This is a genomic window from Larsenimonas suaedae, assembly GCF_023712105.1.
GTDB lineage: Bacteria > Pseudomonadota > Gammaproteobacteria > Pseudomonadales > Halomonadaceae > Larsenimonas > Larsenimonas suaedae.
The window spans coordinates 517,249-535,112 of sequence record NZ_JAMLJI010000001.1 but is presented as its reverse complement, the minus strand read 5'-3'; the positions used below and the strand labels follow the sequence as shown (position 1 = coordinate 535,112).

Below are 17,864 nucleotides of genomic sequence, written 5' to 3'. Positions count from 1 at the left end.
ATCAGCTCGCGGCCAGCGTCTCGGGGTCCACGCGCTCAAGCGCGTATGGCAACGGCGCGAGTGTGAGCGCGGTACGGCTTTCATCGTGATAGACCGTGGCATCGAGGGCGCTGACGTTGACCACGGCAAGAAGCTCGGTGGTCGTGTCGCTCTCGGCCGCGACCATCACGGAACCGACGCGCTTGCCATCCTCGGTGCTTAGTTGATCGTTTGAGGCGAGCGCAAGCCCACGTGGGCCGGAAAGATGTACCAACCGTTTCTTGACCTGGCCGCGGTAGTGGGCTCGTGCGACCACTTCCTGGCCGGTGTAGCAGCCCTTCTTGAAACTGATGCCGCCAAGGGCTTCCCAGTTGAGCATCTGAGGCAGCCACTGCTCGCTTTGTTCGCCATCAAGAAAGCAAAGTCCGGCGTCGATGTCCTCGAGCCGCCAGGCAGCGTCCGATGCACTCTCTAGGGTGTCATCGCGGGTTGTGGCAATCCGTAGAAAGCGGGCATGTTCGCCGGGATGACGAAGCCACACGATGTCGTCGTGTTGCTGCATCTGAAAGGGCAGATCCGGCAGCGGGTGGCCAACGTCGCCCGGTGCGATGAGTTTTTGCACTTGAAGATCACTGCGCAGGGTCAGTTCGGTCTTGTAGAACGCGGCGAATTTTTTCAAATGCGTCATCACCGTGTCGGCAAGGCCTGCATCAAGTAGAAGCCAGAACCGATGTTCCCCCACGGCAACAACCTGGCCGTTGGCGATCATGCGGCCTTTCGGGGTGCAAAACGCGATCAACGGCGCGAAGGGAGGCCTTACGAGGTCGATGGCCGCAGAGCTTTGCCCCTGAAGCAGGGTTGCGCTGCCGGGGCCATCAAGCTCCACGATAGCAAAGGGTGCGTCCGGCACGGAGGTGGACGTCGGGTCGGTCATTGCAGGACTCCAAAGTCGTCGTAAGCTGCGAGAATTCGCGGGGTTTGTTAGGTTGTATGGGGTTTTTTCCAATCGATATCAAGAAGGAGCGTACACGATGTCCCTATCCTATACCCTCGAGGGTCTCAACAACGTCGACGATGTGAACAAGGCGACCAACGCCTTGATGATGCTTGATGGCGTTCAAAGTGCAGAAGTCGGTCTACACTTTGCCCACATCGAGGGGCGTACGTCCCTCGAAAAGGTTCAAAAGGCACTGACGCCGCTTGGATTCAAGGCGCGCCAGGGCTGATGCGATACACGTGAGACGCTCAGGGAGAAACAATGAGTATTTTGATCGAGACCGAACGCCAGGGGCAGCTTCGACAGCGGGTACAGGTCGATCAGTTCGACACACTGTTTGGTGATGTGGCGGAAGCGGCAGGCGGCGAGGGCAGTGCGCCGGACCCGCATGACTACTTCGATCTGTCGCTGGGGCTTTGCAAGGCGATTACGGTGATGATGTACGCCAAGCGCCATGATCTGGCACTCGAGGGTGTCTCCATGAACGTCTCACGTAACTCAGACGATGAAGATAATGGTCATTACGAGCTTCATGTCCGGCTTTCCTTGATTGGCCACTTGAGCCCGGAAGAGAAGACCACGCTTCATGACATCGCCGATCGATGCCCGGTTCACCGGCTCATGACCGAATCGACCATCACGATCACGACCGAGGCCCATGTAGGGTAAGTGGGGTTAACGCATCGGGTCTTTCGTCATGACGCGTCGTCGTGATCGGTCGTCGCGACAGGCCCTTGAATCCTTGAGAGGGTGACTATATATACAGTGGTGTTCAGGTCACGCCATTGTACCCAGGGGGCAGTATGGAAAAGCGGTTTCAGATCGCATCGAAGTATCAACCGGCCGGCGATCAGCCAACCGCCATTGCCTCACTGGTCGAAGGGCTCGAGGCGGGCCTTGCGTATCAGACCCTTTTGGGCGTGACCGGGTCCGGCAAGACCTTCACGATGGCAAACGTGGTCGAGAAGGTTCAGCGCCCAACCATCGTGATGGCGCCGAACAAGACGCTGGCGGCCCAGCTCTATGGTGAGTTCAAATCCTTCTTTCCGGATAACGCCGTCGAGTACTTCGTCTCCTACTACGACTACTACCAGCCCGAAGCCTATGTGCCGTCCTCCGATACCTTTATCGAGAAGGACGCCTCGATCAACGATCACATCGAACAGATGCGCCTCTCGGCAACCAAAGCCCTGCTGGAGCGTCGTGATGCGCTGATCGTGGTGTCGGTCTCTGCCATCTATGGCCTTGGTGACCCGGACCAGTACCTGAAGATGCGTCTTCATTTCACCCGGGGTGAGCAGATCGATCAGCGGCGCTTTCTAAGGCGGCTGGCGGAGCTTCAATACACCCGCAATGACATGAACTTCCGGCGCGGCACCTACCGCGTCCGGGGGGATGTGATCGACATTTTCCCGGCCGACTCCGACGAGCAGGCGGTGCGCGTCGAGCTGTTTGACGACGAGATCGATACCATCAGCCTGTTTGATCCGCTGACCGGGGAGGTCTCGGGCAAGGTGCCGCGGATGACAATCTACCCCAAGACCCACTACGTCACGCCCCGAGAAACCATTCTGGAGGCGGTGGAGTCGATCAAGGGCGAGCTGACCGAGCGGCTCGAGTACCTGAGAAATCACGATAAGCTCGTCGAGGCCCAGCGCCTTGAACAGCGCTCGCTCTATGACATCGAAATGATGCTGGAGCTTGGGTACTGCAACGGCATCGAAAACTATTCGCGCTATCTGTCCGGGCGTGAGCCCGGCCACGCGCCTCCGACGTTCTTCGATTATCTGCCCAAGGACGCGCTGGTGTTCATCGACGAATCCCACGTAAGCGTACCTCAGGTGGGCGGCATGTACCGCGGCGACCGCTCGCGCAAGGAAACGCTGGTGGAATACGGATTTCGACTGCCATCGGCACTTGATAACCGCCCGATGCAGTTCGAGGAGTGGGAGAAGATCCTGCCACAGACCGTGTTTGTGTCGGCAACGCCTGGCCCGTACGAGGAAGAGCACGCCGATCAGGTGGTCGAGCAGGTGGTCAGGCCCACGGGGCTTTTGGATCCGGAAATCGAAGTACGGCCTGCCACCACTCAGGTCGATGATCTGCTGTCGGAAATCAGGGTGCGCGTTGAGGTGGGCGAGCGGGTGCTGGTCACGACGCTTACCAAGCGCATGGCTGAAGATTTAACCGATTATCTCAACGAGCACGATATTCGCGTGCGCTATCTGCACTCGGACATCGACACCGTTGAGCGCGTCGAGATCATTCGCGATCTGCGACTTGGCAAGTTCGACGTGCTGGTGGGCATCAACCTGCTGCGCGAGGGCCTCGATATCCCTGAGGTGTCGCTGGTGGCCATTCTCGACGCCGACAAGGAAGGGTTTTTGCGCGCCGAACGCTCGCTGATCCAGACCATCGGACGTGCGGCGCGTAACGCCCACGGCAAGGCGATTCTGTACGGGGACAAGATCACCAACTCCATGCAGCGCGCCATGGATGAAACCGGGCGCCGGCGGGCCAAGCAGATCGAGCACAACGAGCGCCATGGCATCGTGCCCGAAACCATTACCAAAAGCGTGGCCGACATCATGGAAGGCGCGCAGACACCGGGCAAGAAGGGCGGTCGGCGCAAGGGCGGAGAAGAGAGTCGAGCGCCCGACACACTCGAGGACATCAAGTCGATGAACGCCGAAGAGATTACCAAGCGGCTTCGAACGCTCGAGGACGAAATGTACAAGGCGGCCCAGAACCTCGAGTTCGAAAACGCCGCCAAGCTGCGCGATCAGGTGCACGCCTTGAACGAGCGCATGATCGAGTTGAAGTAGATGCCCGAAGGTCCGGAAATACGCCGCGTTGCCGACCGGCTCGGGCGCGTTTTGATTGAGCGCCCACTCGAGCAGGTCTGGTTCGCGTTCGAATCGCTTGCAGAGCACGCCCCGACGCTTTGCAACGCGCGTGTTCGCGCGGTCGACAGCTGGGGCAAGGCGCTGTTGATCCGATTCGACAATGGCCAGGTGCTCTACAGTCATAACCAGCTCTACGGAGTCTGGCGCATCAGTCGAAAGGCGCGGGTGCCGTCCACCAAACGCATCCTTCGCGTTGAACTTGTAACCGACACCCACGCAGCCAGGCTCTATAGCGCCTCGGATATTTCCCTCTGGCACGAAGACACGCTCGGGGATCATCCCTTCTTAAGCCGTTTGGGGCCGGATCTTCTGACGCATCAGGTCAGCCCAAACTGGCTTGAGGCGCGACTTAAAAGCTCACGTTTCAAGAAACGTAATCTGGGCGGCCTGTTGCTTGATCAGTCGCTGGTGGCCGGCATCGGCAATTACCTGCGCTCCGAGATTCTTTTCTATGCGGGACTTTTGCCCAGGCGCCGCCCGGCCGATCTCTCTGATGCCGAGCTCGCGCGCCTTGCAACGTGCATGCTTGAGTGTACGCAGGGCGCTTACCGTGAGGCTGGAGTAACCAATCGGCCTGAATGGCGGGCGCCGCTGATTGAGGCCGGCCATCCTCGCGCCATCTGGCGCCACGCTGTATTCAACCGCGAAGGCCGCCGCTGTTTTTACTGCGACAGTCTGATTGAAAAGCGAACGATTGCCTCCAGACGTCTGTACCTATGCCCTACCTGCCAGCAGTGATTATACCGTTATATTCTTAATGTGCTAAAAGTGGACTGCGAGAAAGTGGCGCATTGGATATAATCGTTCGCCGTGATCAGGCCCGTATGGCCACTAAAACGAAAACGATGAGGAGTGCCCCTTGACGACCGTAATCCGTCAGGACGATGTCATCCAGAGCGTCGCCGATGCCTTGCAGTACATTTCCTACTATCACCCCAAGGATTTCATTCAGGCGATGAGCGAGGCGCACGCCCGTGAAGACAATCCAGCGGCCAGGGACGCCATTGCCCAGATTCTGATCAATTCGCGCATGTGCGCAACCGGTCATCGTCCGATCTGTCAGGACACCGGCATCGTCACCGTGTTCGTGCATGTAGGCATGAACGTGCAGTGGGACGCCGAGATGAGCCTGGACGATATGGTCAATGAGGGCGTCAGACGTGCCTATCTGAATCCGGATAACGTCCTTCGGGCGTCGGTATTGGCGGACCCCGACGGCAAGCGCGCGAACACCAAGGACAACACTCCGGCGATCATTCACCACAAGCTGGTGCCCGGTGATACGGTCGAGATTCATGTGGCTGCGAAGGGCGGGGGCAGTGAGGCCAAGTCGAAGTTTGCCATGCTGAATCCATCCGACAGCGTGGTCGACTGGGTGCTCGAGCAGATTCCGAAGATGGGCGCGGGCTGGTGCCCACCGGGCATGCTCGGCATCGGCATTGGTGGCACAGCCGAGAAGGCGATGCAACTTGCCAAGGAATCGCTGCTTGATCCGATCGATATTCAGGATTTAAAGGCGCGCGGTGCAGCCAATCGCGGTGAGGAAATTCGCCTTGAGCTCTTTGACAAGGTCAATGCGACGGGCGTGGGTGCCCAGGGCCTTGGTGGTCTGACCACGGTGCTCGACATCAAGGTCAAGGACTATCCGACCCACGCGGCCAACAAGCCGGTTGCGATCATTCCCAACTGCGCCGCGACCCGGCACGTGCACTTTACCCTTGATGGCTCCGGGGCGGCCTCATTGCCAGCGCCGTCGATCGAGGACTGGCCGGACATCACCTGGGAAGCGGGTGAAGGCGTCAAGCGCGTCAACCTCGATACAATCACGGCCGAGGACATTCAAAGCTGGCAGCCCGGCGACACCCTGTTGCTGTCCGGCAAGCTTCTGACCGGGCGCGACGCGGCGCACAAGCGCATGGTCGATATGCTCTCTCGCGGCGAATCGCTGCCAGTGGATCTCAAGGGACGCTTTATCTATTACGTCGGCCCGGTCGACCCGGTCGGTGACGAGGTTGTTGGGCCGGCAGGGCCGACCACCGCCACGCGCATGGACAAGTTCACCCGGACCATGCTCGAGCAGACCGGCCTTGCCGGTATGGTCGGTAAGGCCGAACGCGGCACCGCTGCCATCGAAGCCATTCGGGACAACAAGGCTGCCTATTTGATGGCCGTCGGTGGGGCAGCGTATCTGGTGGCCCAGGCAATCAAGCAGTCACGCGTCGTTGCCTTCGAGGACCTTGGGATGGAGGCGATCTACGAGTTCGAGGTCGAGGACATGCCGGTCACGGTGGCCGTCGATGCCAATGGCGAGTCCGTTCATCAAACGGGCCCGGCCAAATGGCGTGAAATCATTGCCGAGCGCGTTTAAACCGCTCTTACGATGCGTGCCCTTTTCGGGCACGCTCGTGTATTGTTGCAGACAGAACACGCAGCCAGGCCAGGGAGTTTCCTGGCCTTTTTCATTGAGCCAGGGATGGGGAGTGCGATGACCGCGATTCTCGGTGGCGTGATCATCATCATCATGCACGTGCTCGGCACGCTCTCGGCCCTTATGGCCTTGATGTCGAGCCGCACGTCCCAGGGCGCGATCGCCTGGATCATTTCGCTTCTGACCTTTCCCTATCTGGCCTTGCCGGCGTACTGGATCTTCGGCCGCCCTCGATTCTACGGCTACGTTTCCGCGCGAGAAGAGCGTGATTCCACGTTGCGTCAGGTATTGACCCGCTTTCGGCGTGATCTCGAGCCCTGCTTTTCAAAGCCGGAGGAATCCTCGGCCCGGCTGATCGCGGTTGAGCGTCTGGCCATGATTCCCATGTCTCGAGGCAACAAGGCGGCGCTGTTGATCGATGGGGAAGCCACATTCCAAAGCCTGTTCGAGGGGCTTCGCCATGCTCAGTACTACGTTCTGGTCCAGTTTTTCATCGTGCGTGACGACCGGGTTGGCCAGGCCCTGAAGCAGGCCATGATCGACTGCGCCCATAGAGATGTTCGGGTGTGCTTTCTCTACGATGAAATTGGCAGTCGCAAATTGCCGGACGCGTATCTGGTCGAGCTGCAGGAGGCAGGCGTTGAAGTCTCGGCGTTTGGCTCTTCTCGGGGCTGGCGTCATCGCTTTCAGGTCAATTTCCGCAACCATCGCAAGATTACCATCGTTGATGGCATTCAAGGGTGGGTCGGGGGTCTGAACGTTGGTGAAGAGTATCGCTATCAGAGCGAACGCTACGGCCACTGGCGCGATACACACTTGAAGCTCGAAGGGCCTGCGGTGCTTGGCCTTCAAGAGGCGTTCTGGGAAGACTGGCACTGGGCGACAGGCAATATCCTTTCACTGAATTGGCAGGCGCAGCTGACCGAGGCCGATCAGCACGTGGTGATCGTCCCCTCGGGCCCTGCCGATCATCAGGAAACCGCCAGTTTGATGGTGCAACAGGCCATCCACGGCGCCCGCGAGCGCTTTTGGGTGGCGACCCCGTATTTCGTGCCGGATCAGGGAGTACGAGATGCGCTCAAGCTTGCCGCACTAAGAGGCATCGATGTTCGTGTGCTGTTGCCCGAGCACCCTGATCACTTGCTGGTGTTTTTATCCGCGTTTTCATTCCTGCCGGACATGATTGCTGCGGGGGTGAAAATATACCGTTATCAACCCGGGTTTTTACATCAGAAAGTATTTTTGATTGATCATGAGTGCGCCGCAGTGGGTACGGTCAACCTTGATAATCGCTCGTTCAGGCTCAACTTCGAGGTCACGGCGTACATTCCTTCACCGGTATTCGCAGCTCAAGTCGAAACCATGTTGCTTGAGGACTTCAAGGCCAGTCGGCCAGTATCGATCGAGGAAATTCAGTCACGCCCGTTCTGGCGAAAGATGCTGTCGAGGGCGGCGTATCTTGCAGCACCCATTCAATAGCCCTGGCGGGAACGCGTTAATTAGGGAATCCGTGTGAATCTGGAAACAAAGTGGCTAGAAGATTTCGTGGCACTTGCCAACACCCGCAGCTTCTCGGCGTCGGCGCGCCAGCGCCACGTTACCCAGCCCGCGTTCAGTAGACGCATCCGCTCGCTGGAGCAGGCGGTCGGGGCGCAGCTGGTTGACCGCTCGACCACACCGGTCAATCTGACCCCGGAAGGGCAGCTGTTCGTGATTACCGCGCGCAACATGGTTGAACAGCTTACCGAGTGCCTTGGGCACCTGCGGGGGCTCGAGATGGCTAATGAAGCGCTCGATATCGTCGCGGCACACTCACTGGCGCTCGGGTTTTATCCCAAATGGATCTCGCGGTTGCAAAAGGGGGTGGGCGAACTACCCACGCGGTTGATTGCGATGAACGTGGGAGATGCGCTGCACGTACTTCGAGAGGGCAACTGTGATCTGATGCTGGCCTACCATGACCCGTACGCGACCATGCAGCTTGATAGCGAGGCCTTTCCTTCCTTCTCGGTTGCGAAGGTCAAGATGGTACCGGTGTCTATCCCTGACGCCAGCGGGGCGCCCAAGTTCAACTTCAGCGGCAGCGAGGCTGTCCCGTTTCTAAGCTACACCCAGGGCGCCTTTCTGGGGCGAAGCGTGCGCATGCTCTTGAAAAATGATCCGCTTCGCATGCGGCTTAAAACGGTGTATGAGACCGCCATGGCCGAGGGGCTCAAGGGCATGGCGCTCGAGGGCGCAGGGGTCGCCTGGATTCCCGAGTTCTGCATTCGGGAAGAGCTCCTGTCACAACGGCTGGTACGCGCCGGCGGTGAGCAGTGGGATATCCCGCTTGAAATTCGACTTTATCGCTGTTCACTGGTGCATAAGCCCGGGGTCGAGCGGCTCTGGCGCCGCATGCAGAAACTTCCCCGGGATTTTCTCGAAACCAAGCCTGCCTGATTTCAAGCCGAAAAGCCCACCTAGTTTCCGGGTGAAGAGTCGGCGCGAAATCCGGCCGGCAGGCCGAGAAAACTTTGTATGATGAAAAAATGATCCTCGAACAGCTGCTCCGGGTCGAGCTCGGCCAGAGGTAGCCAAGTGGCGCGATGGCCGGATTGCCCGGTGCGCACGTCAGGCAGGCGCTGCTCGGGGCGAAGTGCAAAGTAGAACGCCTGGGCAAGGGTTCGGCCGCGCCAGCTTCGATGCGGCTCATCGAACAGCCGCTGGGCGCGTAAAGAGCCTTTCAACACCGGCAGAGGCACCTTGAGCCGCACGCGTTCGCGGAGTTCTCGAAGACAGGCGTCTTCCAGGCGCTCGTGGTTTTGTACGAAGCCGCCCGGCAGCGCGTAAAGGCCTTCGCCGGGTGCCGAGCGTCGCTCGACCAGAAGCACATGGCCGGATTGAACGACCACGGCATTGACCGTCACGAACAGGGGCGGATAGGGCGCATCACGCCACGCCGATTGATACGCCTCGAGCAGCTGATGCTCCTGATGAAGCGCTTGCCAGGCTGGCGTGCCCAGAAACGCCTCGATGGCATTGGCAACGGGCGCTTCAAGCGTACGGTCAGCAGCGGTGTCGAGAAACGCCATGGCACTTTCCATACTCTTGAAAAGAGGGGCACGTATGGCTTCCGAGGTGACCCCGTCGACCGGCATGACACTGCTTGATTGCCACTGGGGAAACAGGGTCAGAAAGTAGTTCGACTGAGATTGCTGCGCGCCGATCAGGGCGACGTTTGGCAACTTCTGCGACGTTGCCCGCGTAAGCTCTCGGACTTTCTGCTGAACATCGCGCACCCACACATCGTCGTTGTAGAGCGCATCAAGCAGCGGCACCAGCTCAAGTCGTGCGTTGTCCTCATCACTGAAGCAGGCTCGAATCATTTGGCTTCGCTCATCGAACGTCCAGGGGTTTCGAAGCGAGCGAGCCTGCCAGGCCGAGCCGACCAGCACGATCACCTGATGTGCCTTGGCAAGCGCCTGATGAATGACTTCGAGGTGGCCACGATGTGGCGGTTGGAAGCGGCCGATAAAAACGAGGCAGTCGAAGTCCTTGTCTGACATGGGTACTCTCTTGGGCGTGAACGCACGCATTATCGCAACTATGGCGTGGGACGCAATTCAATGAGGCATTCAAGCTTATACCGGGCAGGAGGAAAATCGATGGCGTGTTTCAAGGCGTGGGTTACTGGAGACGTTCAAGGCGTCGGGTTTCGCCATGCAACGGCGCTCAAGGCGCGTGAGCTTGGCGTGACCGGTTATGCGAAAAATCTGGCTGATGGCCGCGTGGAAGTGCTTGCCCAGGGCCGGGAGGAGCACATCGAAGCGTTACGGGCCTGGTTGAACGACGGGCCAAGACATGCCCGCGTCGATGCGCTGACTGCAAAACAGTGTGACACCGATGAGCAGTACGCTGCGTTCACGACCGCCTGAGCGGCGGCCGTGAAGCAATTGCCTTATTGAGAGGCGCTGTTGGCGAGTTTCATTTCCATAAGCTCTGCCAGAAAGTTCTGGCTCCAGTTATGGATGTCGTTGGTTTCCAGCACATCCATCATCCGTCGCCAGCGAAGCTTGCGCTCCTCAAGTGGCATGGCAAGCGCCTGCTCGAGCATGTCGGACACCCCGTCGATGTCGTAGGGGTTGCACACCAGTGCGCCGTCCTTGAGCTCCCACGAGGCGCCTGCCAGGTGAGAAATGATCAGAACGCCCGGGTCCTCCGGGTCCTGCGCGGCGACGTATTCCTTGGCCACCAGGTTCATGCCATCACGCAGCGGTGTCAGCAGCGCGACCCGGCTTTGGCGCAGAAAGCCGAACACGGCTTCACGGCCATAACCCCGGTTCAGGTAACGAAGTGGTGTCCAGTCGTAGTCGGCGAATCGACCGTTGACATGGCCTGCCACGCGCTCAAGCGTGCTTCGAAGCTGGGCGTATTCGTGCACATCGGTGCGTGAGGGGGGCGAAATCTGAATAAAGACCACATTGCCCCGCTGGTGCTCGGCGTTTTCGAGCAGCCGTTCGAATGCCTGAAAGCGCTTGTAGACCCCTTTGCTGTAATCCAGCCGGTCGACCCCGATGACCAGGGGGCGGTCTCCGATCGAGCGCTTGAGACGCTGGCCGGTGGCAGACTGTTCACCTTTCTTGGCAAGGTCCTGGGCATCGTTGACGTCGATCGAAATCGGGTAAGCTGCGATCTTGAAGCGGCGACCTTCAACCTCGAGCACGTTATCGCCCAGATCCCTGGCATCGAGCGCCATGACCATGCAGTCGCGTAGATTTTTAAGATCGATCTCGGTTTGAAGCCCAATCAGGTCGTATGAAGTCAGATACCTGAGAAGGTCTTCGTATTCCGGCAAGATGCGAACCACATCCCACGGAGGAAAGGGGATGTGCAGGAAGTAGCCGAGCGGGGCATCCACGCTGGTCTGGCGTAGATAGTAGCCAAGCGGGATCAGATGGTAGTCGTGCACCCACACGCGGGTATCAGGCTCGACCAGTGGCTTGATGTGGCGCGCAAAGCGCTGATTGACTCGAAGATAGCCATCAAGGCTTTCTCGGCTGTATTCGACCTTATCCGGCCGATAGTGAAAGAGTGGCCATAGAATTTCGTTGGAAAACCCGGTGTAGTAGGTTTTGTGGTCGTGTTCCGTGATCGGGAACGTGGCGAAGCGAACCCCATCAAAGTCGTAATGTGATAATTGTGCGTTGTTATCGCCGTCGATTTCGCCATTCCAGCCCAGCCAAAGACCATCCGCCTTTTGCAACGCATTCATGACACCGACGGCCAATCCTCCCTGATTGCCTCCGGCACCCTTAGGTGAAGGTACCCGGTTGGAGACTACAATCAACCGATTGTTTGGTTCCTTGTCACTCAAAAGACTTCCTCCCATGGTTTACTCAGCAGCCGGGCCGAATTGATCAGCCCGACCATGCTGTATGTCTGGGGCATGTTGCCCCAGAGCTCCCCCGTTGTGGGGTCTATATCTTCAGATAGCAATCCGAACGCGTTGCGCTGACTGATCAGACGCTCATAGAGCGTACGAGCTTCATCACGGCGACCCAGCGCCACGAGCGCGTCGATGTACCAGAAGTTGCATACGGTAAAGGATACGTCCGGCACACCAAAATCATCTGGGATAACATAGCGGTAAAAATAATCCCCCTGTTTGAGCTCGCGCTCGATGGCTCCGACGGTTTGTGCAAAGCGGGGGTCACTGGCCTCGATAAATCCAAGCCGATGGAGCAGCAGCAGTGAGGCGTCCATGTCGGCGCCGCCAAAGGCGGAAGCAAACGCGCGTTTGTCGGCGTTCCAGGCCCGGGTGCAGATTGCTCGGTGCATGGTGTCTGCCTGCTCGATCCAGGCCTGATGACGTTCCTTCAAGCCAAGCTTCTGCGCGATCCGCGCAAGCGTATTGCAGGCGGCCCAGCACATGACAGCGGAAAAGGTATGGACTTCCGCACGCCCTCGAAACTCCCAAAGTCCCGCATCCGCTGTGTCGTAGACCTTTGAAGCCTTGTGCCCCAGCCGCTCGAGCTGTTCAAACAGTTGCTGGTCGCCCTGGCGCGGCAGGCGGTGGTCAAAAAACATGTGCGCCGCCGCCAGAATAACCGAGCCATAGACATCATTTTGCACCTGATGATAGGCGTCGTTTCCGAAACGAACCGGCCCCATGCCGCGATAGCCCGTCAGGGACTCGATGACCATTTCATCGAGTCTCGCCTGGCCGTTGAGCTTGTAGACGGGCTGAAGGTAGCCGTCGTCACTCTCGGCGGCGATGTTGATGATGTAGCGAAGAAAGCCTTCCATCGTCTGGGTCACGCCAAGCTGATTGAGCGCGGCGACCACGAAGCAGGCATCTCTCAACCAGCAGAAACGATAATCCCAGGTGCGCGGCGTGTTGGGCGCTTCCGGAATCGAGGACGTGACCGCCGCGATAACGCCGCCGGTGTCTTCGAACGTATTGAGTTTCAAGGTGATTGCCGAGCGAATCACCACGTCCTGCCATTCGTAGGGAACCGCCAGGTTGCGAACCCAGGACTGCCAATAATGACGGGTACTGTTCAAAAAGCGCTCACCGATCAGTTCCGGGGCATCCGTCACGGTTTCATCGTCACCGAACAGGAACGTGATGGGGCCATCGACCAGAAACGGCCGGGCATCGAGCACCGCCGTAACCGGCGCATTGCTGGTCAAGCGCAGGGTGCGCTGTTCGCCAATGTAGCGAACATGATGGCTGCCATGGGTGATCTGACGAAGCGGTCGCCCCTGCTCGCCACAGGGATAAACGCCCACGACCAGGCGAGGAGAGCCCTTGAGTGGCCGTACGTGTCGAACCAGCGTATGGGGGCGAAACGAACGTCCGAACTGCTCGAATCGCGGGGCGAAATCGAATACTTCGAGCTGTTGCCCGTACTCATCGGTCAGAACGCTTCTAAGGACGGCGGTATTTCGAACGTAGTGCTGTTTGACGTGTGTCTGATGACTCAAGGCCAGATCAAAACGTCCATAGTCAGGAGCGTCGTCGTTGACCAGCGCACAGAAGACAGGGTCATCATCCAGACGCGGCAGGCAGGCCCAGACAACGCTTGCACGCTCATCGATCAATGCCGAGATACTGCAATTGCCTACCAGAGCCTGTTCAAGCGTTGTCATGACACATTACCTGTGTGAGTTCAGTGACGTCATTAGCCACTCAATAACCGTTTCGGGACCTTCTAATCGGTAACGGGCGGTGGTGTCGCCAGTGCCGACTTTAATGCTCAGCCCGTTTACGTGATTGACGGTATTGAAGCCGTCCTCGTCGGTTACATCATCGCCCAGAAAAATCGGTGTCCGATCTGCAAAAGGGGGTTCCTGCATGAAGGCCTTGATGGCGTGGCCCTTGTGAGCCGTACCCGTGCGCAATTCAATCACGCACTTGCCATCGTGGGCGCTGACCACGCCCTCGCAGTCTTCGAGCAATTTCCTGATATGCGCTCTGAGAGCATCTTCATGGTGCGGTGCGTTTCGGTAATGAAGCGCAAGGCTTGCGCCCTTGTCCTCAAGTCCCAGCCCTTCATGGGCTGAAACGAAGGTTTGAAGAGCGTGCTTGATGTCAGTCATCAGCGCATTTTGTTCGGCGGCATGATACGTCCCGTCAACAGTACGTCGCTCCGCGCCGTGCTGACCGGCAAGTGCCAGTTTCACCGGTGAAATCAGCCCATCAAGATTTGCGATGGCGCGCCCGCTGACAATCGCAACCGCGCCGTTCAGTCGGGCACTGAGTTGAGTAAGGACGTCCAGAAGCTCTTCCGACAGCACGACATCGTCTGGATGATCCTGCAATGGCGCGAGCGTACCGTCGAGGTCAAGAAACAAGGCCCAGGCTTGCTCCTCAAGATTCAGGCAGGGGGGCGCGGGCAGTGAAGAGGCATCCATTGGAACTACGTCTCCTGGGGTAAGTCGTGCACGACCAGGGCAGACCGATGAACGTGAACGAACATGATTAGCATGAGCTTAAGAATAAAAGAGCACTGACGATTGCGCCAATGCTCTTGATGAAACTCGAAAATAAACGGGGGATCAGGTGGTCAGGGTGTCCTCGATCCACTGGGAAACCGCGTCACCGTCAATGTCCATGCAGACATCGATCAACGGCGTCTGAGACCAGCGCGGCTCAGCGAATGTTGCTTCCTCGGGGGCGAATACGGTCTGGCCTTGAGCAAGGCCTTCGGTCACGACATTCAGGTGGCCACGAACGGTCTTGAACAATTCCGGTTTCTTGAGCCAGGCAACCGCGCAGCTGTCGTGGGGGCAGCAGCCATCAATGCCCAGCGCCTTGCGATAGAAGTCGGCATAGAACCCATAGCTTTCACCGAGCACACGGCCAAGTTCGCCTTGAGCGGCCTGAATCCGAGCCATGCGATCAGGGCTTAGGTGTGTCTTGTGAGTCACATCAAGGCCCACCATCACGACAGGCCAGCCGGCGTTGAATACTCGCTGCGCCGCGTGGGGGTCTGAGTAGATGTTGGCTTCTGCCACAGGCGTTACGTTGCCACCTTGCTTGACGCTTCCCCCCATGATGACGACCTGTTTGACGCGGTCGACGATGTTGGGGTCGATCTGAAGTGCTGTTGCGAGATTACCCAGCGGGCCGACGGCTACAAGCGTTAGTTCACCCGGACGCTCCTTGGTCTTTTCAACCAGAAACTGCGCAGCGGTCTGATCGACAGCCTGTGTTTTGGGTGAGGGCAGGTCGATGTCTCCAAGGCCATTGACGCCATGAACGAAGGTCGGGAAGGGGTTGGGTGTCTTGCTGAGCGGTCGTGCCGCGCCCTGTGCGACCGGGACAGTCTGGCCGGCCAACTCGGTCAAGAGTAGGGCATTGGACGTTGCTGTTTCGACCGGAACATTACCGTAGGTGGTCGTCATGCCAACGACCTCGATGGCCGGGTCTGCAAGAATCAGTGCAATTGCCTGTGCATCATCAACGCCTGGGTCCGTGTCGAAAATAATGGGAGTAGTTGTCATGATATGTCCTGTAGTGTTTGTCGAGTCACAACACCTTCTCTTTTCATTGTTATAAACGCAAGTACTTCATATCAATGCACTATATTCGGGAAAGTTGGTGATGTCGTGATTGGGCCATGATATCAGATAGATATTTTTATACCGTTATCTTGATCTAAGGAATAAAATGATAACGATTTATTACAACGACGGGGAACGACTGCGCACCCTCGAGCAGCTTCCGGAAGGGAGGCTTCCGGAACACAGTCTATGGATCGATGCCTGTCAGCCGGATCAAAGCGAACATGAGTGGCTTCAGACACTGTTCACCAAGGAGCTGCCAACCCTTGATGACCTCGATGAAATCGAGTCGTCATCGCGCTTTCAGATCAATAGCGATGGCATTCGGGTTACATCGCTGTTCCCTCATCGGCAAAAGCGAGAAGCGAAAGGCATCAACGTCTCATTTCATCTCTCGGAAACGCTTCTAGTCACGCTTCGAACCGAAGAGACCGGAATGTTGCGCCTGTTTCGAAACCATCTTCGCCGCCAACGTTTGCGCCCACAGTCGCCCTGGGCAATCTTTTTGGCGCTGATGGAGATGAAAATCGACTATCTGGCCGACCAAATCGAGGATATCTACGCCACATTGGAACGCATCAGCGATCAGGCGATGACGCCAGACGCACTTGAGGATACGTTGAAGGATCTACTGACGCAGGAGGGGTACAACGACACCGTTCGATTGTCGCTTCTGGATACCCAACGGGCACTGCGCAACATGATGCGTCACGCCGGTGATCAGGCGCAGGGGCAAACCCGGCGTGATGAAATCACCAACATGTTGCGAGATATCGACTCGTTGCACCCACACACCGCCTTTATCTTCGAAAAGATCAAGTTTCTGCTCGATGTGGCCATGGGCTTCACCAACATGGATCAGAGCCGGATCATCAAGATCTTCTCGGTAGCTGCAGTGGTGTTCATGCCGCCAACCTTGATCGCAAGCATTTACGGCATGAACTTTCAGTTCATGCCGGAGCTTAATCTGACCCTTGGCTATCCCATGGCGCTTGGGATGATGTGTTTGTCAGCGCTTGGCACCTATTCGTTTTTCAAGTGGAAACGTTGGCTTTAACCCTATCGTTCTTCAAACACCTCAATCACGTTTTTGGCAGTCAGTTCAATAATGGTCTGACGCGCCTCGTGGGAAGCCCAGGCGCTGTGGGGTGTCACGATCAGGTTAAGTGCAGGCTCATCGCGAAGGGCCTGCAACACATCGTGGCCTTTCCTTGGCGGCTCTTCAGGGAGAACGTCGATCGCAAGCCCGGCAATGCGCTTCTCGCGCAGGGCGCTCAAGGCTGCCTTCTCATCGATAACACCACCACGCGCGCAGTTCACCAAAAACGCCTCTGGCTTCATTGCCTTGAGCGCCGCATCGTCGATCAGATGCTCGGTCTCCGTGGTCAACGGGCAATGGAGCGAGACAACATCTGCAGACGGTAGTAGCGTCATGAGTGACGGGCGGACATCATCCGTCGAACCGGGGCGGGCACTGAAGTGCACGTTCATCTCGAATGCCTCGGCAAGGCGCGCGACGTGTTTGCCAAGTGTGCCCGAGCCGACGATCACCAGCGTCTTGCCGGCAAGCTGGGTGACAGGGTGGCCGAGCAGGCAGAAAAATGGACTTTCTTCCCAGGCACCCTGACGTACATCCTGCTGATAGCTTGGCAGCTTCGTTGCCAAGGCCAGCATCATCATCAGGGTATGCTGGGCAACCGATGCGGTACCGTAGTTGGTCACGTTTCGAACCTCGATGCCACGCGCGCGGGCCGTCTCGAGATCAACATTATTGGTGCCGGTCGCCAGAACACAGATCAGCTTGAGATGTTTGGCCGAGGCCATCGTCTCGGCATCGATCACGACTTTATTGGTCAATACGACGTCCGCGTGCTCAACTCGTTCCATCACGTCGTTTTTTTCGGTCATGCCGTAACAGACGATGCCCGGCAGCACGCGCTCAAGCTCTGAAAAATCCAAACCACTGCCCAGTGAGTCGGTGTCTAGAAGCACTGCGTTCATGAAAGCTCCATCTCGATGTAATCCGGGTTGCCCCATAAGGTTGAAGCCGCGCTATAATGGGGCGCCGGTTGGCATTGTTGCTGTAGCGACTTGAGTTTGAAACATCTAGTCCCGATATCAGCGCTGGACGCCACCGCTTGGGTGGTAGAGTCGTCGCGATTCGTTAGAGATCGCCATTTTTAGGATCAACTAACATGCCCATCTACGAATACCAATGCAAGGCGTGCGGTCAGCGCCTTGAGAAACTGCAAAAAATCAGCGCCGAACCACTGACGCAGTGCCCGGCCTGCGATGAACAGGCATTGACGCGGCTCGTATCCGCCGCTGGATTCAGACTGGCCGGAGGCGGCTGGTACGAAACCGATTTCAAATCCGGCGCCAAGAAGAATCTGGCCAATGGCGACACGTCGACCGCACCAAAGGCGAGCGACTCAAGCACCTCGTCAAACTGATCCGACACTCATGTCGATCTGACATTTCACGGCTCTGCTTGCCTCAACAAGCG

The 17,864-nt window shown here is 57.9% G+C and carries 17 protein-coding genes; 10 read left to right on the top strand and 7 right to left on the bottom strand.

Annotation, left to right across the window (positions count from 1 at the left end; translation table 11 throughout):
- Nucleotide 1: 1 nt before the first annotated feature.
- On the bottom strand, nucleotides 2–913 hold the full coding sequence (ygfZ, locus tag NAT49_RS02530) for a CAF17-like 4Fe-4S cluster assembly/insertion protein YgfZ (protein WP_251590069.1): 912 nt from the start codon (nucleotides 911–913) through the stop codon (nucleotides 2–4).
- 97 nt (nucleotides 914–1,010) lie between these two features.
- Between ygfZ and NAT49_RS02525 the strand changes: the two genes are divergently transcribed.
- The 7 genes from NAT49_RS02525 (at nucleotide 1,011) to NAT49_RS02495 (ending at nucleotide 8,749) form a co-directional block, all read left to right on the top strand.
- A complete protein-coding gene (locus NAT49_RS02525; protein ID WP_251590067.1) occupies nucleotides 1,011–1,205 on the top strand; it encodes a heavy-metal-associated domain-containing protein in 195 nt (64 codons plus the stop codon).
- 32 nt (nucleotides 1,206–1,237) lie between these two features.
- On the top strand, nucleotides 1,238–1,645 hold the full coding sequence (locus NAT49_RS02520) for an OsmC family protein (RefSeq protein ID WP_251590066.1): 408 nt from the start codon (nucleotides 1,238–1,240) through the stop codon (nucleotides 1,643–1,645).
- A 134-nt stretch (nucleotides 1,646–1,779) separates the two neighbouring features.
- Nucleotides 1,780–3,801 (top strand): excinuclease ABC subunit UvrB, encoded by a 2,022-nt coding sequence (gene uvrB, locus NAT49_RS02515; RefSeq protein ID WP_251590065.1) that lies wholly within the window; start codon nucleotides 1,780–1,782, stop codon nucleotides 3,799–3,801.
- Complete coding sequence (nei, locus tag NAT49_RS02510) at nucleotides 3,802–4,620, top strand: endonuclease VIII (protein WP_251590064.1); 819 nt, start codon at nucleotides 3,802–3,804, stop codon at nucleotides 4,618–4,620.
- A gap of 121 nt (nucleotides 4,621–4,741) precedes the next feature.
- Nucleotides 4,742–6,250: a fumarate hydratase gene (locus tag NAT49_RS02505; RefSeq protein ID WP_251590063.1), complete on the top strand. Its 1,509-nt coding sequence runs from the start codon at nucleotides 4,742–4,744 to the stop codon at nucleotides 6,248–6,250.
- 117 nt (nucleotides 6,251–6,367) lie between these two features.
- Nucleotides 6,368–7,789, top strand: a complete 1,422-nt coding sequence (gene cls, locus NAT49_RS02500) for a cardiolipin synthase (protein WP_251590062.1) — start codon at nucleotides 6,368–6,370, stop codon at nucleotides 7,787–7,789.
- A 33-nt stretch (nucleotides 7,790–7,822) separates the two neighbouring features.
- Entirely contained in the window at nucleotides 7,823–8,749 is a 927-nt protein-coding gene (locus NAT49_RS02495; protein WP_251590061.1) for a LysR substrate-binding domain-containing protein, read from the top strand.
- Nucleotides 8,750–8,769: 20 nt separating this feature from the next.
- On the opposite strand, the gene NAT49_RS02490 is transcribed toward NAT49_RS02495, so the two are convergent.
- Complete coding sequence (locus NAT49_RS02490; RefSeq protein WP_251590059.1) at nucleotides 8,770–9,855, bottom strand: bifunctional nicotinamide-nucleotide adenylyltransferase/Nudix hydroxylase; 1,086 nt, start codon at nucleotides 9,853–9,855, stop codon at nucleotides 8,770–8,772.
- Nucleotides 9,856–9,954: 99 nt separating this feature from the next.
- Here NAT49_RS02490 and yccX point away from each other — a divergent pair, with 99 nt between their 5' ends.
- A complete protein-coding gene (gene yccX / locus NAT49_RS02485) occupies nucleotides 9,955–10,224 on the top strand; it encodes an acylphosphatase (RefSeq protein ID WP_251590058.1) in 270 nt (89 codons plus the stop codon).
- A 23-nt stretch (nucleotides 10,225–10,247) separates the two neighbouring features.
- Here yccX and NAT49_RS02480 read toward each other — a convergent pair whose 3' ends face one another.
- The 4 genes from NAT49_RS02480 to NAT49_RS02465 all read right to left on the bottom strand — a co-directional run bounded on the left by NAT49_RS02480 (nucleotide 10,248) and on the right by NAT49_RS02465 (nucleotide 15,298).
- Nucleotides 10,248–11,678, bottom strand: a complete 1,431-nt coding sequence (locus tag NAT49_RS02480; RefSeq protein WP_285835991.1) for an alpha,alpha-trehalose-phosphate synthase (UDP-forming) — start codon at nucleotides 11,676–11,678, stop codon at nucleotides 10,248–10,250.
- The gene (locus NAT49_RS02475; RefSeq protein WP_251590053.1) at nucleotides 11,660–13,441 is read right to left on the bottom strand and encodes a glycoside hydrolase family 15 protein; all 1,782 of its coding nucleotides are present in this window, start codon (nucleotides 13,439–13,441) and stop codon (nucleotides 11,660–11,662) included. The genes NAT49_RS02480 and NAT49_RS02475 overlap by 19 nt, the downstream gene beginning before the upstream one ends.
- Before the next feature lie 6 nt (nucleotides 13,442–13,447).
- The gene (gene otsB, locus NAT49_RS02470) at nucleotides 13,448–14,206 is read right to left on the bottom strand and encodes a trehalose-phosphatase (RefSeq protein ID WP_251590052.1); all 759 of its coding nucleotides are present in this window, start codon (nucleotides 14,204–14,206) and stop codon (nucleotides 13,448–13,450) included.
- 144 nt (nucleotides 14,207–14,350) lie between these two features.
- Nucleotides 14,351–15,298: a nucleoside hydrolase gene (locus tag NAT49_RS02465; protein ID WP_251590051.1), complete on the bottom strand. Its 948-nt coding sequence runs from the start codon at nucleotides 15,296–15,298 to the stop codon at nucleotides 14,351–14,353.
- 166 nt (nucleotides 15,299–15,464) lie between these two features.
- Between NAT49_RS02465 and corA the strand changes: the two genes are divergently transcribed.
- On the top strand, nucleotides 15,465–16,415 hold the full coding sequence (gene corA / locus NAT49_RS02460; protein ID WP_251590050.1) for a magnesium/cobalt transporter CorA: 951 nt from the start codon (nucleotides 15,465–15,467) through the stop codon (nucleotides 16,413–16,415).
- A gap of 2 nt (nucleotides 16,416–16,417) precedes the next feature.
- On the opposite strand, the gene NAT49_RS02455 is transcribed toward corA, so the two are convergent.
- Nucleotides 16,418–17,359, bottom strand: a complete 942-nt coding sequence (locus tag NAT49_RS02455; protein ID WP_251590049.1) for a D-2-hydroxyacid dehydrogenase — start codon at nucleotides 17,357–17,359, stop codon at nucleotides 16,418–16,420.
- A gap of 194 nt (nucleotides 17,360–17,553) precedes the next feature.
- On the opposite strand from NAT49_RS02455, the gene NAT49_RS02450 reads away from it, so the two are divergent.
- Complete coding sequence (locus tag NAT49_RS02450) at nucleotides 17,554–17,811, top strand: FmdB family zinc ribbon protein (protein WP_251590048.1); 258 nt, start codon at nucleotides 17,554–17,556, stop codon at nucleotides 17,809–17,811.
- Nucleotides 17,812–17,864 lie beyond the last annotated feature (53 nt).